Origin of the sequence: Cryobacterium sp. TMB3-10, from assembly GCF_004402305.1 — a bacterium.
In the GTDB taxonomy this organism is placed as follows: domain Bacteria; phylum Actinomycetota; class Actinomycetes; order Actinomycetales; family Microbacteriaceae; genus Cryobacterium; species Cryobacterium zongtaii.
Genome location: NZ_SOGH01000008.1, coordinates 97,833 through 113,615, shown reverse-complemented (window position 1 = coordinate 113,615; position 15,783 = coordinate 97,833). Strand labels below are relative to the sequence as shown.

14 protein-coding genes are annotated in these 15,783 nt (G+C 69.3%); 3 read left to right on the top strand and 11 right to left on the bottom strand.

The window, feature by feature from the left end; genetic code table 11:
* Nucleotides 1-164 precede the first annotated feature (164 nt).
* From E3T22_RS04515 to E3T22_RS04480, 8 genes are all read right to left on the bottom strand, one after another.
* Nucleotides 165-1,307, bottom strand: coding sequence for a cysteine desulfurase family protein (locus E3T22_RS04515; RefSeq protein ID WP_134480749.1), 1,143 nt, complete (start codon nucleotides 1,305-1,307; stop codon nucleotides 165-167).
* A gap of 28 nt (nucleotides 1,308-1,335) precedes the next feature.
* Nucleotides 1,336-2,196 carry a carboxylating nicotinate-nucleotide diphosphorylase gene (nadC, locus tag E3T22_RS04510; RefSeq protein ID WP_103480181.1) on the bottom strand — a complete coding sequence of 287 codons (861 nt, stop codon included), beginning with the start codon at nucleotides 2,194-2,196 and terminating at the stop codon, nucleotides 1,336-1,338.
* The gene (gene nadB, locus E3T22_RS04505; protein WP_134480748.1) at nucleotides 2,190-3,812 is read right to left on the bottom strand and encodes an L-aspartate oxidase; all 1,623 of its coding nucleotides are present in this window, start codon (nucleotides 3,810-3,812) and stop codon (nucleotides 2,190-2,192) included. The genes nadC and nadB overlap by 7 nt, the downstream gene beginning before the upstream one ends.
* 2 nt (nucleotides 3,813-3,814) lie before the next feature.
* A complete protein-coding gene (nadA, locus tag E3T22_RS04500) occupies nucleotides 3,815-5,146 on the bottom strand; it encodes a quinolinate synthase NadA (protein ID WP_088455527.1) in 1,332 nt (443 codons plus the stop codon).
* Nucleotides 5,143-5,883 (bottom strand): NUDIX domain-containing protein, encoded by a 741-nt coding sequence (locus E3T22_RS04495; RefSeq protein WP_088455528.1) that lies wholly within the window; start codon nucleotides 5,881-5,883, stop codon nucleotides 5,143-5,145. Before E3T22_RS04495 ends, nadA begins: the two co-directional genes overlap by 4 nt.
* An 84-nt stretch (nucleotides 5,884-5,967) precedes the next feature.
* Nucleotides 5,968-7,527 (bottom strand): glycosyltransferase family 39 protein, encoded by a 1,560-nt coding sequence (locus E3T22_RS04490; RefSeq protein WP_134480747.1) that lies wholly within the window; start codon nucleotides 7,525-7,527, stop codon nucleotides 5,968-5,970.
* Nucleotides 7,528-7,599: 72 nt separating this feature from the next.
* Complete coding sequence (locus E3T22_RS04485) at nucleotides 7,600-8,979, bottom strand: HAMP domain-containing sensor histidine kinase (RefSeq protein WP_166789260.1); 1,380 nt, start codon at nucleotides 8,977-8,979, stop codon at nucleotides 7,600-7,602.
* A 13-nt stretch (nucleotides 8,980-8,992) separates the two neighbouring features.
* The gene (locus E3T22_RS04480) at nucleotides 8,993-9,667 is read right to left on the bottom strand and encodes a response regulator transcription factor (protein WP_088455531.1); all 675 of its coding nucleotides are present in this window, start codon (nucleotides 9,665-9,667) and stop codon (nucleotides 8,993-8,995) included.
* A 104-nt stretch (nucleotides 9,668-9,771) separates the two neighbouring features.
* Between E3T22_RS04480 and E3T22_RS04475 the strand changes: the two genes are divergently transcribed.
* A complete protein-coding gene (locus E3T22_RS04475) occupies nucleotides 9,772-10,593 on the top strand; it encodes a carbon-nitrogen hydrolase family protein (RefSeq protein ID WP_088455532.1) in 822 nt (273 codons plus the stop codon).
* Nucleotides 10,594-10,597: 4 nt separating this feature from the next.
* On the opposite strand, the gene E3T22_RS04470 is transcribed toward E3T22_RS04475, so the two are convergent.
* Together E3T22_RS04470 and E3T22_RS04465 are read right to left on the bottom strand one after the other, a co-directional pair.
* On the bottom strand, nucleotides 10,598-10,984 hold the full coding sequence (locus E3T22_RS04470) for an ATP-dependent DNA ligase (protein ID WP_240632395.1): 387 nt from the start codon (nucleotides 10,982-10,984) through the stop codon (nucleotides 10,598-10,600).
* A 93-nt stretch (nucleotides 10,985-11,077) separates the two neighbouring features.
* Nucleotides 11,078-12,082 (bottom strand): alpha/beta fold hydrolase, encoded by a 1,005-nt coding sequence (locus E3T22_RS04465; RefSeq protein WP_134480745.1) that lies wholly within the window; start codon nucleotides 12,080-12,082, stop codon nucleotides 11,078-11,080.
* 187 nt (nucleotides 12,083-12,269) lie between these two features.
* Between E3T22_RS04465 and E3T22_RS04460 the strand changes: the two genes are divergently transcribed.
* A complete protein-coding gene (locus E3T22_RS04460; protein ID WP_103459576.1) occupies nucleotides 12,270-13,343 on the top strand; it encodes an alkene reductase in 1,074 nt (357 codons plus the stop codon).
* A 79-nt stretch (nucleotides 13,344-13,422) separates the two neighbouring features.
* Here the strand turns inward: E3T22_RS04460 and E3T22_RS04455 are convergent, their stop codons facing one another.
* A complete protein-coding gene (locus tag E3T22_RS04455; RefSeq protein ID WP_134409483.1) occupies nucleotides 13,423-14,613 on the bottom strand; it encodes an aminotransferase class I/II-fold pyridoxal phosphate-dependent enzyme in 1,191 nt (396 codons plus the stop codon).
* Nucleotides 14,614-14,865: 252 nt separating this feature from the next.
* Here E3T22_RS04455 and E3T22_RS04450 point away from each other — a divergent pair, with 252 nt between their 5' ends.
* A complete protein-coding gene (locus E3T22_RS04450; protein ID WP_134480744.1) occupies nucleotides 14,866-15,447 on the top strand; it encodes a hypothetical protein in 582 nt (193 codons plus the stop codon).
* Nucleotides 15,448-15,783: the final 336 nt, after the last annotated feature.

Sequence of the window (15,783 nt, the reverse complement as noted above, 5' to 3'; positions counted from 1 at the left end):
TGAGCTCCTCCCAGAACCGACGACGAACCTCACGCGGAAACCCAACACGACCACCCATAACCAACACCTCAATCAATCAGGTGTTGCAACGACCCCCTGAACCCAAGGGACGCAGTTGTCCGGTTCGGGAACAGTTGCGAGCGAGGGGGCGGCCGGGGCGCTGGTCAGCCGGCCAGGCCGCGCACGGCGGCGACGGCCTCGCGCACCCGGGTGGCTGCCTCGGTCAGCTCCGCGGCGGTGGTGGTGGCCGACAGGGTGAACCGCACAGCGGTCTGGGCGAGATCGGCGGGAATGCCCAGGGCCGTGAGCACGTGTGACGCCTCGTCGCTGCCGGCGGCACAGGCCGACCCGCTCGAGCAGACGATATCGTGGCGTTCGAGCTCGAGCAGCACGGCCTCGCCGCCGGTGCCTGCGAAGGTGAACGAAGCATGGCCGGGCAGCCGGTGCAGCGGGTCCCCGGTCAGCGCCGCGCCGGGGGTGCTCTTCAGGACCGCTGCGACGAAACCGTCGCGGAGCACGGTCAGGGCGGGCGCGAGCTCCCGCCGTTCGGCCTCGGCCAGGTCGAGGGCCACGGCGAGCCCCACGGCCCCGGCCACGTTCTCGGTGCCGCTGCGCCGGCCGCGCTCCTGGCCGCCGCCGTGCAGCACCGGTTCGACCTGCAGGCGACCGCGCAGGTACAGCGCGCCGACGCCCTGGGGCGCGCCGAGCTTGTGTCCGGAGATGCTCAGCGCGTCGACGCCGAGGTCGACGACGTTCAGCTCCAGCCAGCCGGCGGCCTGCACGGCGTCGGTGTGGAACGGTACACCGGCCGCGCGGGCGATGGCGGCGAGTTCCCGGATGGGCTGCACGGTGCCGATCTCGTTGTTGGCGTAGTGCACGGTGACGAGGGTGGAGTCGGGCCGAAGAACCCTGGCGAGCTCGGCGGGATCGACCCGGCCGGAGGTATCCGTGGTCAGCAGGGTGATCTCGAAGCCGTGCAGCCGGCGCAGATAGTCGCAGGACTCGAGCACGGCCTCGTGCTCGAGGGCGGTGCTAACGATGTGCCGGCCGCGCGGGGAGCCCAGGGCGAGGCCCTTCACCGCGAGGTTGGCGGCCTCGGTGCCGCCGCCGGTGAGGGTGATCTCGCCGGGCCGGCAGCCGAGCACCCCGGCGATGCGGGCGCGGGCGGCCTTCAGCGTGGCGGCCGCGGCCTCACCCACCCGGTGGTGGCTGGACGGGTTGCCGAAGCCGCGGGTCATGACCGGCCAGATGGCTTCGGCGACCTCGCGGCGCAGCGGCGTCGTCGCGGCGTTGTCCAGGTAGATCATGGCTGCTCCGGGTTCGGGGAAGGGGTGGTCAATCCTCGGTGAGGATCACCACGTCCAAGCCCAGGTCGAGCGAGCGAACGCTGTGGGTGAGGGCGCCCACCGAGATGACGTCGACGCCGGACTCCGCGATGCGTCTGACGGTGTCGAGCGAGACGCCGCCGCTGGCCTCCACGATGGCCCGGCCGGCGACCAGGCGCACGCCCTCGCGGAGGCTGTCGGCGTCGAAATTGTCGAGCATGATGGTATCGATGCCGGCCGCGAGCACGGGTTCGATCTGCTCGAGGGTGTCCACCTCGACCTCGAAGTGGGTGGTGTGCGAGAGCTTGGCGCGTACGGCCAGCAGCGCCTCGGTGAGGCCGATGCCGCCGGCGCTCAGCACAGCAAGGTGGTTGTCCTTGGCCATCACGGCGTCGGAGAGGCTGAACCGGTGGTTGTGGCCGCCACCGTCGCGCACGGCCTGGCGTTCGAACGCGCGCAGGCCGGGTGTGGTTTTGCGGGTGTCGACGATGCGGGCCGCGGTGCCGGCGGTCTCGGCCACGTACTGGGCGGTGAGGGCGGCGATGCCGCTCATCCGCTGCACGAAGTTCAGTCCGATCCGTTCGGCCTGCAGGATGCCGCGGGCCGGGCCGGACGCCTCGGCGAGCAGGTCGCCCGCAGCGAAGGCGGCGCCGTCGGTGACGTGGAGGTGCACCGCGATGCGTGGGTCGACCAGTCGGAACGCCGCAGCGAACACGGCCCCGCCGCTGAACACGCCGGCTTCCCTGGCCACCAGCTGGGCGGTGGCGACGGCGTCGGCGGGGATCAGCATCTCGCTGGTGAGGTCGCCCCACGGGGCGTCCTCGTCGAGGGCGGCCCGCACGACGGCGTCGATGGCGTGTGTGGTCAGCATGCGATGGCCTCCGAAGGCTGCGATGGAACTGTGAGAAGAGGGCGGGTTGACGCCGGGTGCCGGGTGAAGCGCGGCCGGGCGAGTTCCGGGCGGCTGTCTGGGAAGTCAGCGCGGTGGTGGGCGCCGCGGGATTCCTCGCGGGCCAGGGCTGCGGCCACGATCAGGCGGCCGAGGTCGAGCAGGTTGCCCGTCTCGAGCTCGGCGACAGTGGCCCGGCCCCGGTCGACGGCCCGCCACCCGGCCAGGGTCACGGCGGCCCGGGTCAGGCCAGAGCCGGACCTGTGCACTCCGGCGGCCTCCCAGAGCAGCTCCTGCAGGGTGCTGCGCTCGACGAGCGTGCCGGCCTCATCCGGGTCGCTGCCGAGTTCGGCAACTGCCTCGAGGTCGTCGAACAGCGGCGGTAGCTGCTCCTCAGCGTCGAGCGCGCGCACGGCCCGATCGGCGAAGACAGCGGCTTCGAGCAACGAGTTGGATGCCAGCCGGTTCGCGCCGTGCGCTCCGGTGCGGGCCACCTCACCCACCGCGTAGAGGCCGGCCAGCGAGGTGCGGCCCCAGCCGTCGGTGGCGACTCCGCCCATCCAGTAGTGCGCGGCCGGAGCGACCGGAATCGGTTGCACCGCCCAGTCCAGCCCGGCGGCGCGGCAGGCGGCCGTGATGGTGGGGAACCGGCTCTCGAGCAGGTCACGGCCGAGCCCGGTGGCGTCCAGCAGCACCGGGGCGTCGCCCTGCTTTTTCATCTGGGCGGCGATGCTGCGCGCCACGATGTCGCGGGGTGCGAGCTCGGCATCCGGGTGGATGGCCGGCATGAACCGTTCACCGGTGCTGGTGAGCAGCACGGCGCCCTCGCCGCGAACGGCCTCCGACACCAGCGGGGTGCCGGGCACCGCGAGCGCGGTCGGGTGGAACTGGTAGAACTCGACGTCGGCGACGGCAGCGCCGGCCCGCCAGGCGGCGGCGACACCGTCGCCGGTGGCGATGGCCGGGTTGGTCGTGTGCCGGTACAACGCTCCCGCGCCTCCGGTGGCGAGGATCACGGCGTCGGCGGCGACCGCGTGCTGGGTGCCGTCCGGCCCGAGCAGCATCGCGCCGGTCACCCGGACCGTGCCGGGGCCGTCGGTCGCGATCAGGTCGACGAGCATGGTGTGTTCGTGGATGGTGATCTGGTCGCCGCCGAGGGTGTGGGCGCGCTTGGCGCGCTCCTGCACCGTGGCCACCAGGGCGGTCTCGATGGCGGCGCCGGTGGCGTCGCCGCCGGCGTGCAACACCCTGGACCTGGAGTGCGCGGCCTCGAGCCCACGGGTGATGCCCGATTCGTCGCGGTCGAAATCGACGCCGAACCGGATCAGGTCGCGCACCCGGGCCGGGCCTTCCTCGCAGAGCACCCGCACGGCAGCGGGGTCGCAGAGTCCGGCGCCGGCGCGCAGGGTGTCGAGGATGTGCGCGTCGGTGGAGTCGTCGGGGAACAACGCCGCGGCGATGCCGCCTTGGGCGTAGCGGGTGTTGCTGTCGGAAAGGGCGGCCTTGGTCACCAGGGTCACCCGGTGGCCGGCATCGGTTGCCCGCACCGCGGCGATCAGCCCGGCGAGGCCGCTGCCGACGACCAGCACGCGCGTCATGGTCAGGCTCCGGTCACGACGGGGGCGACGGGACCGGCGGCGGGCGGCTTGGCGGCGAGCATCCGTTCGAGCGCCACCCTGGCGTGCCCGGCGACGTCGTCGGCGACCGTGATGCGGTTGAGCACCTCCGCCGGCACGCCGTCGCCGCCCACGAGAGCCTCGAGTACCCAGGCCAGGTAGCCGGAGTGGATGCGGTACATGGTGGAGCACGGGCAGACGACAGGGTCGAGGCAGAAGATGGTGTGCTGCGGGTACTGGGCGGCGAGGCGCTGCACGAGGTTGATCTCGGTGCCGATCGCGAACGTCGACCCGGCCGGTGCGGCCGCGATGGCCTTGGCGATGTAGTCGGTGGAACCGTATTCATCTGCCGCATCCACGACCGCCATCGGGCACTCGGGGTGCACGATCACGCGCACGCCCGGGTGCTCAACGCGGGCAGTCTCGATCTGCTCGACGGTGAAGCGGCGGTGCACGCTGCAGAAGCCGTGCCAGAGGATCACCTGCGAGTTCTCGAGTTCGGCCTCGGTGTTGCCGCCGAGGGCCTTGCGCGGGTTCCACATCGGCATCCGCTCGAGGGGAACGCCCATGGCCTTGGCGGTATTGCGGCCCAAGTGCTGGTCGGGGAAGAACAGCACCCGCTGGCCGCGCTCGAAGGCCCACTTCAGCACGGTCTCGGCGTTCGAGGAGGTGCAGACAATACCGCCGTGCTCGCCGCAGAAGCCCTTGAGCGCCGCGGAGGAGTTCATGTAGGTGACCGGGATCACCGGGACGCGCCCGTCGGCATCCGGTTCGGTGCCGTAGAGCTCTTCGAGCTGTTCCCAGCACTCGGTGACGGAGTCGATGTCGGCCATGTCGGCCATCGAGCAGCCGGCGGCGAGGTTGGGCAGGATCACGGCCTGCTCGGGGCGGGAGAGCAGGTCGGCGGTCTCGGCCATGAAGTGCACGCCGCAGAAGACGATGGCTTCGGCATCCGGCCGGCTCTGGGTGGCCACGGCGAGCTGGAAGGAGTCGCCGATGAAGTCGGCGTGCTGCAGCACCTCTTCGCGCTGGTAGAAGTGGCCGAGCACCACAACACGGTCACCCAGGGTGGCCTTGGCGGCGCGGATCCAGTCGCCCAGTTCGCCGTTGGAAGCCGTGCGGTAGCGCGCGGGCAGCTCGCCCTGGCGGGGGGATCCGGTGGGGATGACGTCGCCCATCGAGGAGCCGGGCCCGTAGCCGGGGGCCTTGTCGTCGAAGTACCACGGGTCGACGGCGAGGTCGGGGGTGCAGGTGCTGCCCGTGCTCTTGCCCGTGCTGATCAGACGGATGGTGCGGTCGACCGATGCGATGGTCATGTCGTGCTCCTCGGGGAGTGCGGGGTGGTTTGGAGGGGAGTTTCGGGCCAGCCGACCGTGGAGCCCAGGGGCCCCTCGGCGATGGAGTGGGAGTCGTTGTAGCGGTAGAGCCGCGGCGGCCGGTGCGGTACCCCGGCCAGGCGGAGCCCGGTGTCGACGACGGTCCCCGTCGACTCGATCATGCGGCGGAAGTTCGCCGGGTCGAGTGCCCGGCGCAGGACCGCCTCGTGTACGTCGCGCAGCTGGGCCAGGGTGAATGTCTCGCCGAGGAAGGCGTGCGCGATGCGGGAGTATTCCACCTTGGTGCGCAGACGCCATAGCGCGTACTCGACGATGTGGTTGTGGTCGAACGCGAGCTCGGGCAGCCGGTCGGCCGGGAACCACTGCACGTTCTCATCGACGGCGGCGAGGTCGGCCTCGGTGGACTGCACCAGAGCCCAGTACACGATCGAGACGACGCGGCTGCCCGGGGAACGGCTGAGATCGCCGAAGGTGTACAGCTGCTCGAGGTACTTGGGGGAGAGTCCGGTGGTTTCCCGCAGGGTGCTGGCCGCGGCGGTGGAGAGCTCCTCCTCGGGCGGCAGCCAGCCACCCGGCAGCGCCCACAGGCCCAGGTACGGGTCCCTGGTGCGACGGACCAGGGGAAGCCAGAGCGTCATGAAGCCGGACTCGACGTCGGGCCGGAGCGCGAAAATGACCGTCGAAACCGCAAGCACAGGCGGGTGTAGATCGGTCATCGGGCATCCCTCGAGTAAAGGTCAATATGACTCTAACGTGAGGTCCATCATATAGTCATCGTGACCAGAAGTCACACCCCGGGCTCACGGCATCGTCAACCTCGTCATTTCGATGAGGATGGTGCGGTTGATCGTGCGGGACGACACGATGGAGAAACCCGCCTCGCGGAGCACGGCAAGGTCGGTTCCGGTCGCCGTTCCCCGGCTCCCGACATTCTGCAGGAGCCAGACTCTGTCGGTTGCAGCCAGCCGGAAGGCGGCCACCTCGAGCGGGAGTGTGCGGTCCCACAGCCCGTCGGTGTTCTCGAACGACTCGTCGCGGGTGATGTCGTTCAGCCCGACGAACGCCGCCGGATAGAGGTGCCCGGCCAGGCGCGGGCGCCGCGACGGCCTGGTGCTCTCGTCAAAGACGACGGCATCGCGTGGTCGGGCCTCTGCGCGCAGGATGTCGGCCGTCTGGCGCCAGTCGCTGCCGTGGTCCTTCGCGAAGTCCGAGCGTTGCGCGAGATAGCCGGGCGCCGCGAGGGTCACCACGAGCAGCAGGGCAATCGCCCGAGCCCAGAACGGCCGAAGCCCCACGATGCCCACGGCCATCAGGATGGCGGCCGCCGGCGCGCAGATCGAAAGGTAGCGATAGGCGTACATCGGCGTGATCAGGTGGGTGCCGATCAGCAGGGTGGTACTCGGCACGACCAGCCAGGCCAGCAGGACGACCAGTTCGGCCCGCGGCACCCGCCCGGGCCCGGCGTTCACGCCGACGCCCTGGAACCGGGGGACGAACGCGGTCAGGCAGCCGACCGCGATCAACAGCCAGGCGAGGGCGGCCAGGGCCGGAGTGTCGAACCACTGCTGGACGGCGGCGTCGAGCGGGCTGGCCTGTGCGCGTCGGGCCAGGAAGGCGATCTGGTCACGCTGGGTGTGGGCCAGGATGATGATCGGTGAGGCCACCGCCAGCGCGGCGCCCACCCCGCCGGCCCACGTCAGCACGGTGACGCGTGGGCTGTGCCGGGTCAGCAGAGTCACCACGAGCCCGTGCACCGGCACCAGCAGCGCGATGTAAACGAACACGGCGATGCCCGCGGCGAGCAGCACCGCGTAGCCGGCCCAGAGCGCCAGGGTCAGTGTGGCGGTGGTGGGCCTGGACCGCACGATGTGCACGAGGAGCACTGTGCACCACACCGCGATCATGGTGGCCAGGGCCGTGGACCGGGCCTCAGCGCCCATATACGTCACTCGGGGGAGCACAGCGAAGACGAGGGCGGCGAACAGGGCGACGCGCGGGTTGACGAGCATCCGGGCCAAGACGGCGGTGCCGGCCGTCGCGGCGCCGATGGACAGGGCGCTGAGTAGTCGGGTAGCGAACTCCGACGCCCCGAACACGTCGATCCAGCCGTGCAGAAGCAGATAGTAGACACCGTGCACGGCATCGACCGTGCCGAGCATCCGGAACAGCGACTGAAGCGACCGCTCGGCGGAGAGCACGCTGGCTGCCTCGTCACCCCAGTAGGACGGCTGCCAGGACCCGGCCACCGACACCAGGAAGCCGACCAGGCCGAGCAGGGCCGCGGGAGCGGCGAAGCCGCGCCGACCGTGTCTCGTCGGCTCCGGGGCCTCGACGAGCGGAGAGGCGAGAACAGTCGTCACCTCCAGACCCTAGAACCCTCCAACGTTTACCGACGAGGGGCCTCGGTGACCTGTAAGGTTCCCAAAGTGCCGCTAGGGAACGTGCCGCGGCAGCCGGATCTCGACTGCGAGTCCGCTGCCGGTGTTGCGCAGCAGGACCGTGCCGTTGGCGCGCTCGACGATGGCGTGCACAATGGCCAGACCCAGGCCCGATCCGCCGGAGCTGCTTGACCGGGCGTTGTCCGGCCTGGAGAATCTGTCGAACGCCAGCGGAATGAAATCCTCCGGCAGGCCGGGGCCGGTGTCGATCACGGTGATCAGCGCGCCGGAGCCTGAGCGGGAGAGTGACACGGTGACGCCGCCGTGGCCCGCCATCGCCGTGACGGCGTTCGAGATGAGGTTGTCGAGGAGCTGGCCCATATTCGTGGCCGAGACGCCGTAGCGACCCTCCGGGTCGTCATCGTCGATGCGGTAGACGACCTCGAGTTCGTGGCCGTCCCGCACCACCCGCGCCCGGTCGACCGACGCCGTGATCTCGTCGACCAGACCGGTCCAGTCCGTCTCGGGCGGCGACTGCACACTCTCCAGCTTGCTCAGCTCGAGCAGATTGGTTGCCAGCCGGCTCAGGCGTCCGGCTGTTGCCGATGCGTCTCGGATGTCGCGCTCGAGAGCAGGGGCATCGCCGGAGTCGAGGTGGGCCAGCTCGAGCTGCGCCTGAAGTACCGCGAGCGGGGTGCGCAGTTCGTGACTCGCATCCGACACGATCTGTTTTTCGCGGTCCACGCCGCGCCGGAGCCGCTTGATGAAGTCGTTGAGGGTTCGGGCGAGCTCGCTCACCTCGTCCTTGCCGGCTGGAACCCGCAGCTGCGCCGAGGAGCCCGTCGTGCTCAGACTCTCGGCTTCCTCACGCAGGCGGGTCACCGGGCGAAGCGCCGCGCCGGTGAGCAGCCAGGAGGCCAGTCCGAACCCGGCGGTGAGGATCACCGTGCCCAGCACGAGCACCCCGGTGAGCTCATCGAGCAGCAGGGTGGGGGCCTGCTGGCTGCGGGCGGCTATGACGAGCCAGTCGCCCGAATCCGAGCTCACCGGCGTCGCCGAGACCAGGTAGGTGGCGGCGGGGGTGGTCACGGTCTGCGGTTCGGCGCCCAATTCGATCAGGGCGTCGAGCTGCCGGTCCAGGCTGCGCGGCAGCGACGACTTCCGTACCGTCCCGGTCGGGTCGACGATGGCCAGCAGCTGGCCCTCGCTCGGGCTCTGGATGGCCTCGGCGGGGTTCGTCGCGAGCTGACCCAGCAGGGACTCGGCGTCGTTGCGCAGCATGGTCTCGTTCGAATCGGTGAGAATCGATTGCACCTCGAGGCGGACGAAGAATGCGGCGGTGCTGAACAAAAGGGTCGCGACGAGGAGGCTTCCCAAGGTGATCCGCGCGCGGATCGACAGCGCGGGCAACCAGATGCCCTGGGGGCCACTCACCGGGAGGGCCGCCTCATCCGGCGAGCTCCACGGCGTAACCGGTGCCTCGCACGGTGACGATGCGCACGCCCGCGGCATCGGTATCGATCTTGCGGCGCAGATAGCTGATGTACTGGTCGACGATGTTGGGGTCGATGTGGTTCGTGCCGTTCCAGATCTCTTCGAGAATGGTGGTGCGGTCGACCGTGGTGCCGGCCCTGCTGCAGAGCAGTCGAAGCAACGCCACCTCTTTGGGGCTCATCGACACCGCACGCCCGGCCACGGTCACCCGCAGGTCGCGGGAGTCCAGCACTATGTTGCCGATCTCCACCGTGGTCGGGGCGCCCATCGACCGGCGGCGCAGCAGGGCACGCACCCTGGCGGAGAGCTCGGCGAACGCAAACGGCTTGGTGAGGTAATCGTCGGCTCCGCTGTCCAGGCCGAAAACCCTGTCGTCGACGGTGTCGCGTGCGGTCAGCAGTAGCACGGGCATGGTGTTGCCCGACTCGCGGATGCGGCGGCAGATCTCAAAACCCGACATCTGGGGCAGCATCACATCGATGGCGGCCAGGCCGAAGCCGTCCCCATTGAGGGCGATGAGTGCGTCGACCCCGGTGGAGACCCGCACCGTCTCGTACCCCTCGGCCTGCAGTCCGCGTTCGATGAGGGCACCCATCTGGTCATCGTCCTCCACGACCAAGATCTTCATCCGTCACCCTTCGCTCGCACCAGGGTCTCATGCTGGCACGTTGCGTGACGCTTCGCTCGCGACCTGCCGACGGCAAGCTGGGAAGCCGCCGCTAGGCTGACGACATGGTGGATGCGCGCGCGAGCGACGAACTCGGGGTGGCCGTGGCGCAGTTCGCGCCCGGCGCTGATCAGGCGGCGAATCTGGCCGCGATGCGCTCGCTGGCCGGTACCGCCGTGGCGCGCGGGGCGGGCATCGTGGTGTTCCCCGAGTATTCGTCGTTTTTCGAGAGCCGGTTGGGTGACGCATCCGTTGCCGCCGCCGAAGCGCTCGACGGACCGTTTGTGACCGCGCTAGGTCACCTGGCCGCCGATCTGGGCGTGCACATCGTGGCCGGCATGCTCGAGCGCACCGACGACCCCCACCGGGTGCAGAACACTCTCGTCGCCGTCGACCCCGCCGGGCTGGTCGTGGCGCGGTACCGCAAGCTGCACCTCTACGACGCGTTCGGGTCACGGGAATCCGACAGGGTGCTTGCCGGTGTCATCGAAGCGCCGGAGACCTTCGTCGTTGCCGGTCTCACGGTGGGCCTGCAGACCTGCTACGACATCAGATTCCCCGAGGTCACCCGCCGTCTTGTCGATGCCGGCGCCGACCTTGTGCTCGTCCCCGCGGAGTGGGTGCGCGGACCGCTCAAGGAGCAGCACTGGCGCACTCTGGTCACGGCGCGCGCACTCGAGAACACCGTCTATCTCGCGGCGGCCGACCATGCGCCGCCAAGCGGCGTCGGCGCGAGCATGGTGGTCGACCCGATGGGTGTTGAGCTGGTCACGATCGGGGAAACGACGGATGTGGCCGTCGGCTGGATCTCCCCTGCCCGGCTTGCCGAGGTGCGACGGGTCAACCCCGCCGTTGCCCTGCGCCGCTTCGGCACGGTGCCGCTCTAAGCGCTTATTCCGGCGCGGCCACCGACGACTTCGGCAACGCGGAGGCCGACTTCACCGCGAACGACACATCCATCCCACCCGCGTGATTGGAATCGATGGCGCGTTCTTCGCTGGTGGCGATCAGCCCTTGCGAGCTGTTGGCCGAGCGCGTCAACTGTGCGATCCACTCCGGGTTGAGAGTCGGGGTGTGGCCGCCGGTGAACTTGAAGTACAGCGGTATCGCCGGATTCATCCATGCCGAACTGCGTCCGTCGCCGACCTCGATGGCGTTGCGCCAGGAGAAAAGGAAGCTCTCGCCGCGGCGGAGTTTCTGCACGATCACGACTTGCAGATGTGTCAGGATCCTGTCGTCGAATTCAACGACGACCCGGTCGTAGGACAGGGTGCCCATGAGTTTTCACGTTCACTTCCAGATTGGCCACGCTCGGTGCCGGGAACGGGTGAAAGCGATGATGGGGCACTGACAGAAGAACCGGAGGATCCCTCAACTCTCCTCTGCTGCCCGGCAAAGCGCAAGGAATTCGGGCGAATGCAGAGCCGTGAGCGTGTCGACCGGACGTTCGACGTGGCCGAAGTGGCCGGTGCCGGTGAGTACCGTGACCTCGAGGTCGGCGATCACTCGGGTCAGGCGCCGGTCGTCGTCGTCGCCGACGAAGACATCACGGTCGCCGTGCACCGACCGCACCGGGCACTCGATGCGGGCCCAGGACGCCTCGGCGTTGTAACGACCGGCCCGGCCGGCGGCCAGGGTGAACGAGCGTGGCCGCGTCTCGGCGGCCAAAGCGGACAGCACGCTCCGGTCGACCCGGCGGACGTTGCTGAACAACGGAGCCACCGCGGGGCGCAGCAAGCCCAGCCGATTCAGCCCGGCTGCCAGACCGCGGCCGGCCGCGCCGCACGCCGAGAGAACCCTCATCACGCCGAGCAGGGCCGTGAAGCCGGGCAGCACGGCGAACCGGGACAACGGATGCCGCACGCTGTCGATGACACCGAACGTCGTCGCGGACACCAGCCCGACAAAGGTCGTCTGCCCGGGTCTGCTCGCCGCGAGCTCGAGGGCGACGAACCCGCCCAGCGAGTGCCCGATTACACGCCAACGCCGATACCCCAGGGCGCGCGCGATCTCGGCTACGACCGCGGCGAGGGACTCAATGGTCTCAGCGTCTTCGTCGATTGCCAGGGGAGTGTCGCCCCAGCCGGGCAGGTCCGGGATGATCAGGTTCTCGAGCGGGGGCGCGGGCAACCGGTCCGCAGCGCGGATCAGCGGCGTCCAGGTGGTCCACGATCCGGCCGCACCGTGCAGCAGGATCGTCGCGGTGCCGGTGGAGCCAGTCGCTGTTCGCCGACCATGCCGCACCGCGACCGGACCGAGGGGTGTGTCGATCAGGCTCGTGCTCAGGCCCAGCCGGCCGGAGTCGTGTGACAGCGCAAACGGGCAGTAGCCCAGGTCGGTGTCGAAACCTGCCGGGACGGCGGTGGCGGTGCTCATAACAGGGGTTCGGTACGGCCGGCGGCCCGGATTGGCGCCCGGCCGAGCCTGAGTTCCGGCTGATCATTTGCCGCGGCCGGAATACCCTGCCCGGTCGCAGAGTTTGCTGAACGGGACGCGTGTTCGACAACGGCGGCACAGCCGCGCATCCACTGCGTCCCCATCCCACAGATATAAGGAGCACCACGTGAGTCTTTTCACCCCGCTGAACCTCGGCGCCCTCGAACTGCCCAACCGAATGGTCATGGCACCGTTGACCCGGATGCGGTCAGGGGTTGACGGCATCCCGGGTGCGCTCAACATCGAGCACTATCGCCAGCGGGCCACCCTCGGCTTGATCGTGTCAGAGGGTGTCTACCCCGATAAGGCCGGCCAGGGCTTCCCAGGCCAGCCGGGCCTGGTCACCACGGAACAGATCGCCGGCTGGGCCAAGGTCGCCGACGCCGTGCACGCCTCCGGTGGCCGCATCGTGGCCCAGGTCATGCACGCCGGTCGGGTTTCCCATCCCGAGATCACCGGAGGGCTCCAGATCGTCGCCCCCAGCGCCATCGCCATCCAGGGCGAGAGCCACACCTACAAGGGCAAGCTGCCCTACCCGGTGCCGCGCGCACTGACCGGCGAGGACCTGCCCGGCATCATCGACGGCTTCGTGCAGGCGTCCCGCAACGCCGTCGCGGCCGGCCTCGACGGAGTCGAAATCCACTCCGCCAACGGGTACCTGCTGCACGAATTCCTCTCGCCGGCCTCCAATCAGCGCGATGACATCTATGGCGGCTCCGCCGAGAACCGGGCCCGGTTCGTGATCGAGGTCGTGACGGCCGTCGCCGCGGCGATCGGCGCCGACAGGGTGGGCATCCGCATTTCGCCCCAGCACAACATCCAGGATGCCGTCGAGACCGACGACGCCGACGTCCTGGCCACCTACGGTGCGCTGGTCGACGGCCTGGCGCCGCTGGGACTGGCCTACCTCAGCGTTCTGAACCGCGACCCCGCGGGCGAGCTGGTGCGCACGCTGCGCAGCCGGTTCGGCGGCCCGCTGCTGGTCAACACCGGTTTCAGCGCCGTGACCACCCGCGAGGAGGCCATCGCCCTGCTCGACGACGGTCTCGGCGACGGTGTCGTCGTCGGTCGTGCCGTGATCGCCAACCCCGACCTCGTGCGCCGCTGGCTGGAGAACCTGCCGGTCAACGAGCCCAACCCGGCCACGTTCTACGGCCCGGATGCCGTCGGGTACACCGATTACCCGGCCTACGCGAGCTAGCCTCTCCCGCGGCACGCCCGCGCGCTGAGACCGAAACGGCCCCCTGCTGCAGGGGGCCGTTTTGTGCGCCGAAAGGTGGCTACAGGTGGGCGAGACGCGCGGCGGCGTCCTCGAGCACGTCGACGCGCTTGCAGAACGCGAACCGGACGAGCGACGCGTACTGCGCCTTGTGCTCGGGCAGGCAGAACGCCGAGATCGGGATCCCGACCACCCCGGCCAGATCGGGCAGCGCACGGCAGAACTCGACGGCGTCGGGATGGCCGAGGGGCGCGGCATCCGCCACGATGAAATACGAACCCTGCGGCACCGCGAGGGTGAACCCTGCCGCGCCGAGCCCGCCGGCCAGCACATCGCGCTTGGCCTGCAGGTCGGAGGCGATGCCGGAGTAGTAGGCGTCGGGCAGATCGAGTCCGATCGCCGTGGCCGGCTGGAACGGGGCGCCGTTGACATAGGTGAGGAACTGCTTGACGGCGAGGATCGCCGTGACGATGGCCGCCGGGGCGCTCAACCAGCCGATCTTCCAACCCGTCGTGCTGAAGGTCTTGCCGGCGGAGGAGATCGTGACGGTGCGCTCACGGGCACCGGGCAGGGTCGCGACCGGCAGATGGGCGACGCCGAAGGTGAGGTGCTCGTAGACCTCGTCGGTCACGATGAGGGCGTCGTGCTTATGCGCGAGCGCCACGATCAGTTCGAGGGTCTCGCGGGTGAAGACCGTGCCGGTGGGGTTGTGCGGGTTGTTGATCAGGATGATCCGGGTGCGGTCGGTCACGACAGCCGCCAGCTCATCCAGGTCGGGCTGAAAATCGGGGGAGTGCAGCCGCACCGTTTGATGCACGCCGCCGGCCAGGGCGATCAGGCCGCCGTAAGCGTCGTAGAACGGCTCGAAGGTCACCACTTCGTCGCCCGGTTCGAGCAGCGCCAGCAGGGTGGCGGAGAGCGCCTCGGTGGCGCCGGCGGTGACGAGAACCTCGGTGCCGGGGTCGACGGTCAACCCGTAGAAGCGCTGCTGGTGGCGCGCAATCGCCTCGAGCAGCACCGGTGCTCCCCTCCCGGGCGGGTACTGGTTGACGCCGTCGCGGATGGCCTGACGAGCGGCTTCGAGCACGACGGCAGGACCGTCCTCGTCGGGAAAACCCTGACCCAGGTTGATGGCGCCGGTGCGCATGGCGAGCGCGCTCATTTCCGCGAAAATACTGGCCGAAACGGTGCCGTCGGCGGCGAGGAGCCCGGCGCCTCTGGCGGTGCGACGCCAGGCGCCGCCGATCGTCATGTGGTGACCTGCTGCATACCCCAAATTTACGACATCCCGCCGGCCCAGCTCACGCACCCGCCCGTCTAGCCAGATTCCCCGCGGGTGTGCGCAACTCCTCCTCTTCCTGATTCCGTGTCAGACCGCACCCCGCGAACACCGGTGCGGATGCGCGACCAGCGACGGGTTGCCGGAGTTATGCAGGTCCACGGCAGGGTTCGGGGTTGTGGATAACTTGCACGCGGGGGAGGGCTGCTGTCATACGGTGGCGGGATGGTGATCGTGGGTGGTGGGCGACGAGGTGTCGGACGGATGGCTAGTGCTGCCTGTGTGGGTGGTCTGCTGTTGGGTGCGGCGGGCTGTACGGCGGCGCCGAAGCCCGCGCCTCCGTCGCCCACGCCCACGATCACCCCCATCTTCGCTTCCGACGAGGAGGCGCTCGCCGCGGCCACCGAGGCCTACGCGAACTACCTCAAACTTTCTGTCGTGATCGCCCATGAGGGTGGCAACAACTCATCGCGAATGGAAGGTGTAGCGGTGGGAGAGGCGCTTGAAACTGAAATTCATGCTCTTGAGGGCATGTTGGAGGCTGGAACAGCCGGTGTTGGAGTGCTCAAATTCGACACATTAACAATGCAATCTGCTGACCTGGCAACTGGAGAACTTTCGGCCTACGTGTGTCTCGACGTTTCGGAATCGGATGTCGTGGATAGTGCCGGTGTGAGCGTGGTTTCCGTCGACCGAGTGGAGCGACTTCCACTTGAGATTGGTTTTGTTTTCGAACCCGCTACCCAGCGCTTGCTGTTAGAGAGGACTCGGTCATGGGACGGGGAAAACTTCTGCTCGTCACTTTGATCTCGATCACGCTGGCAATGCAGGTCCCGACATCAGCTTCTGCGCTTGTTGACGCTCAGGTTTGCGGAGCCTGGTCTGGTGCCAGCGGGGACTGTCCGAAACCTGGCGCATCGGTCGGCGACGGCGGGGTGGACCTCAGCGCAGACCGGGAGGTCAACACGCCTGGACGTCAGGGGTCTGGTTCCGGCAACGGCCGCGACGGCGATGGCGGTGGCGGCTCGGGAGGCGGCGAGTGGGATGGGCTCCCTGACGGCGTCAGCCTGGTTCCCGGGGGAGTCCCCGTCGACCGGGGCGACGCATCCGGCGGACTGGGGACTGGTCCGAGGCGCCAACCGA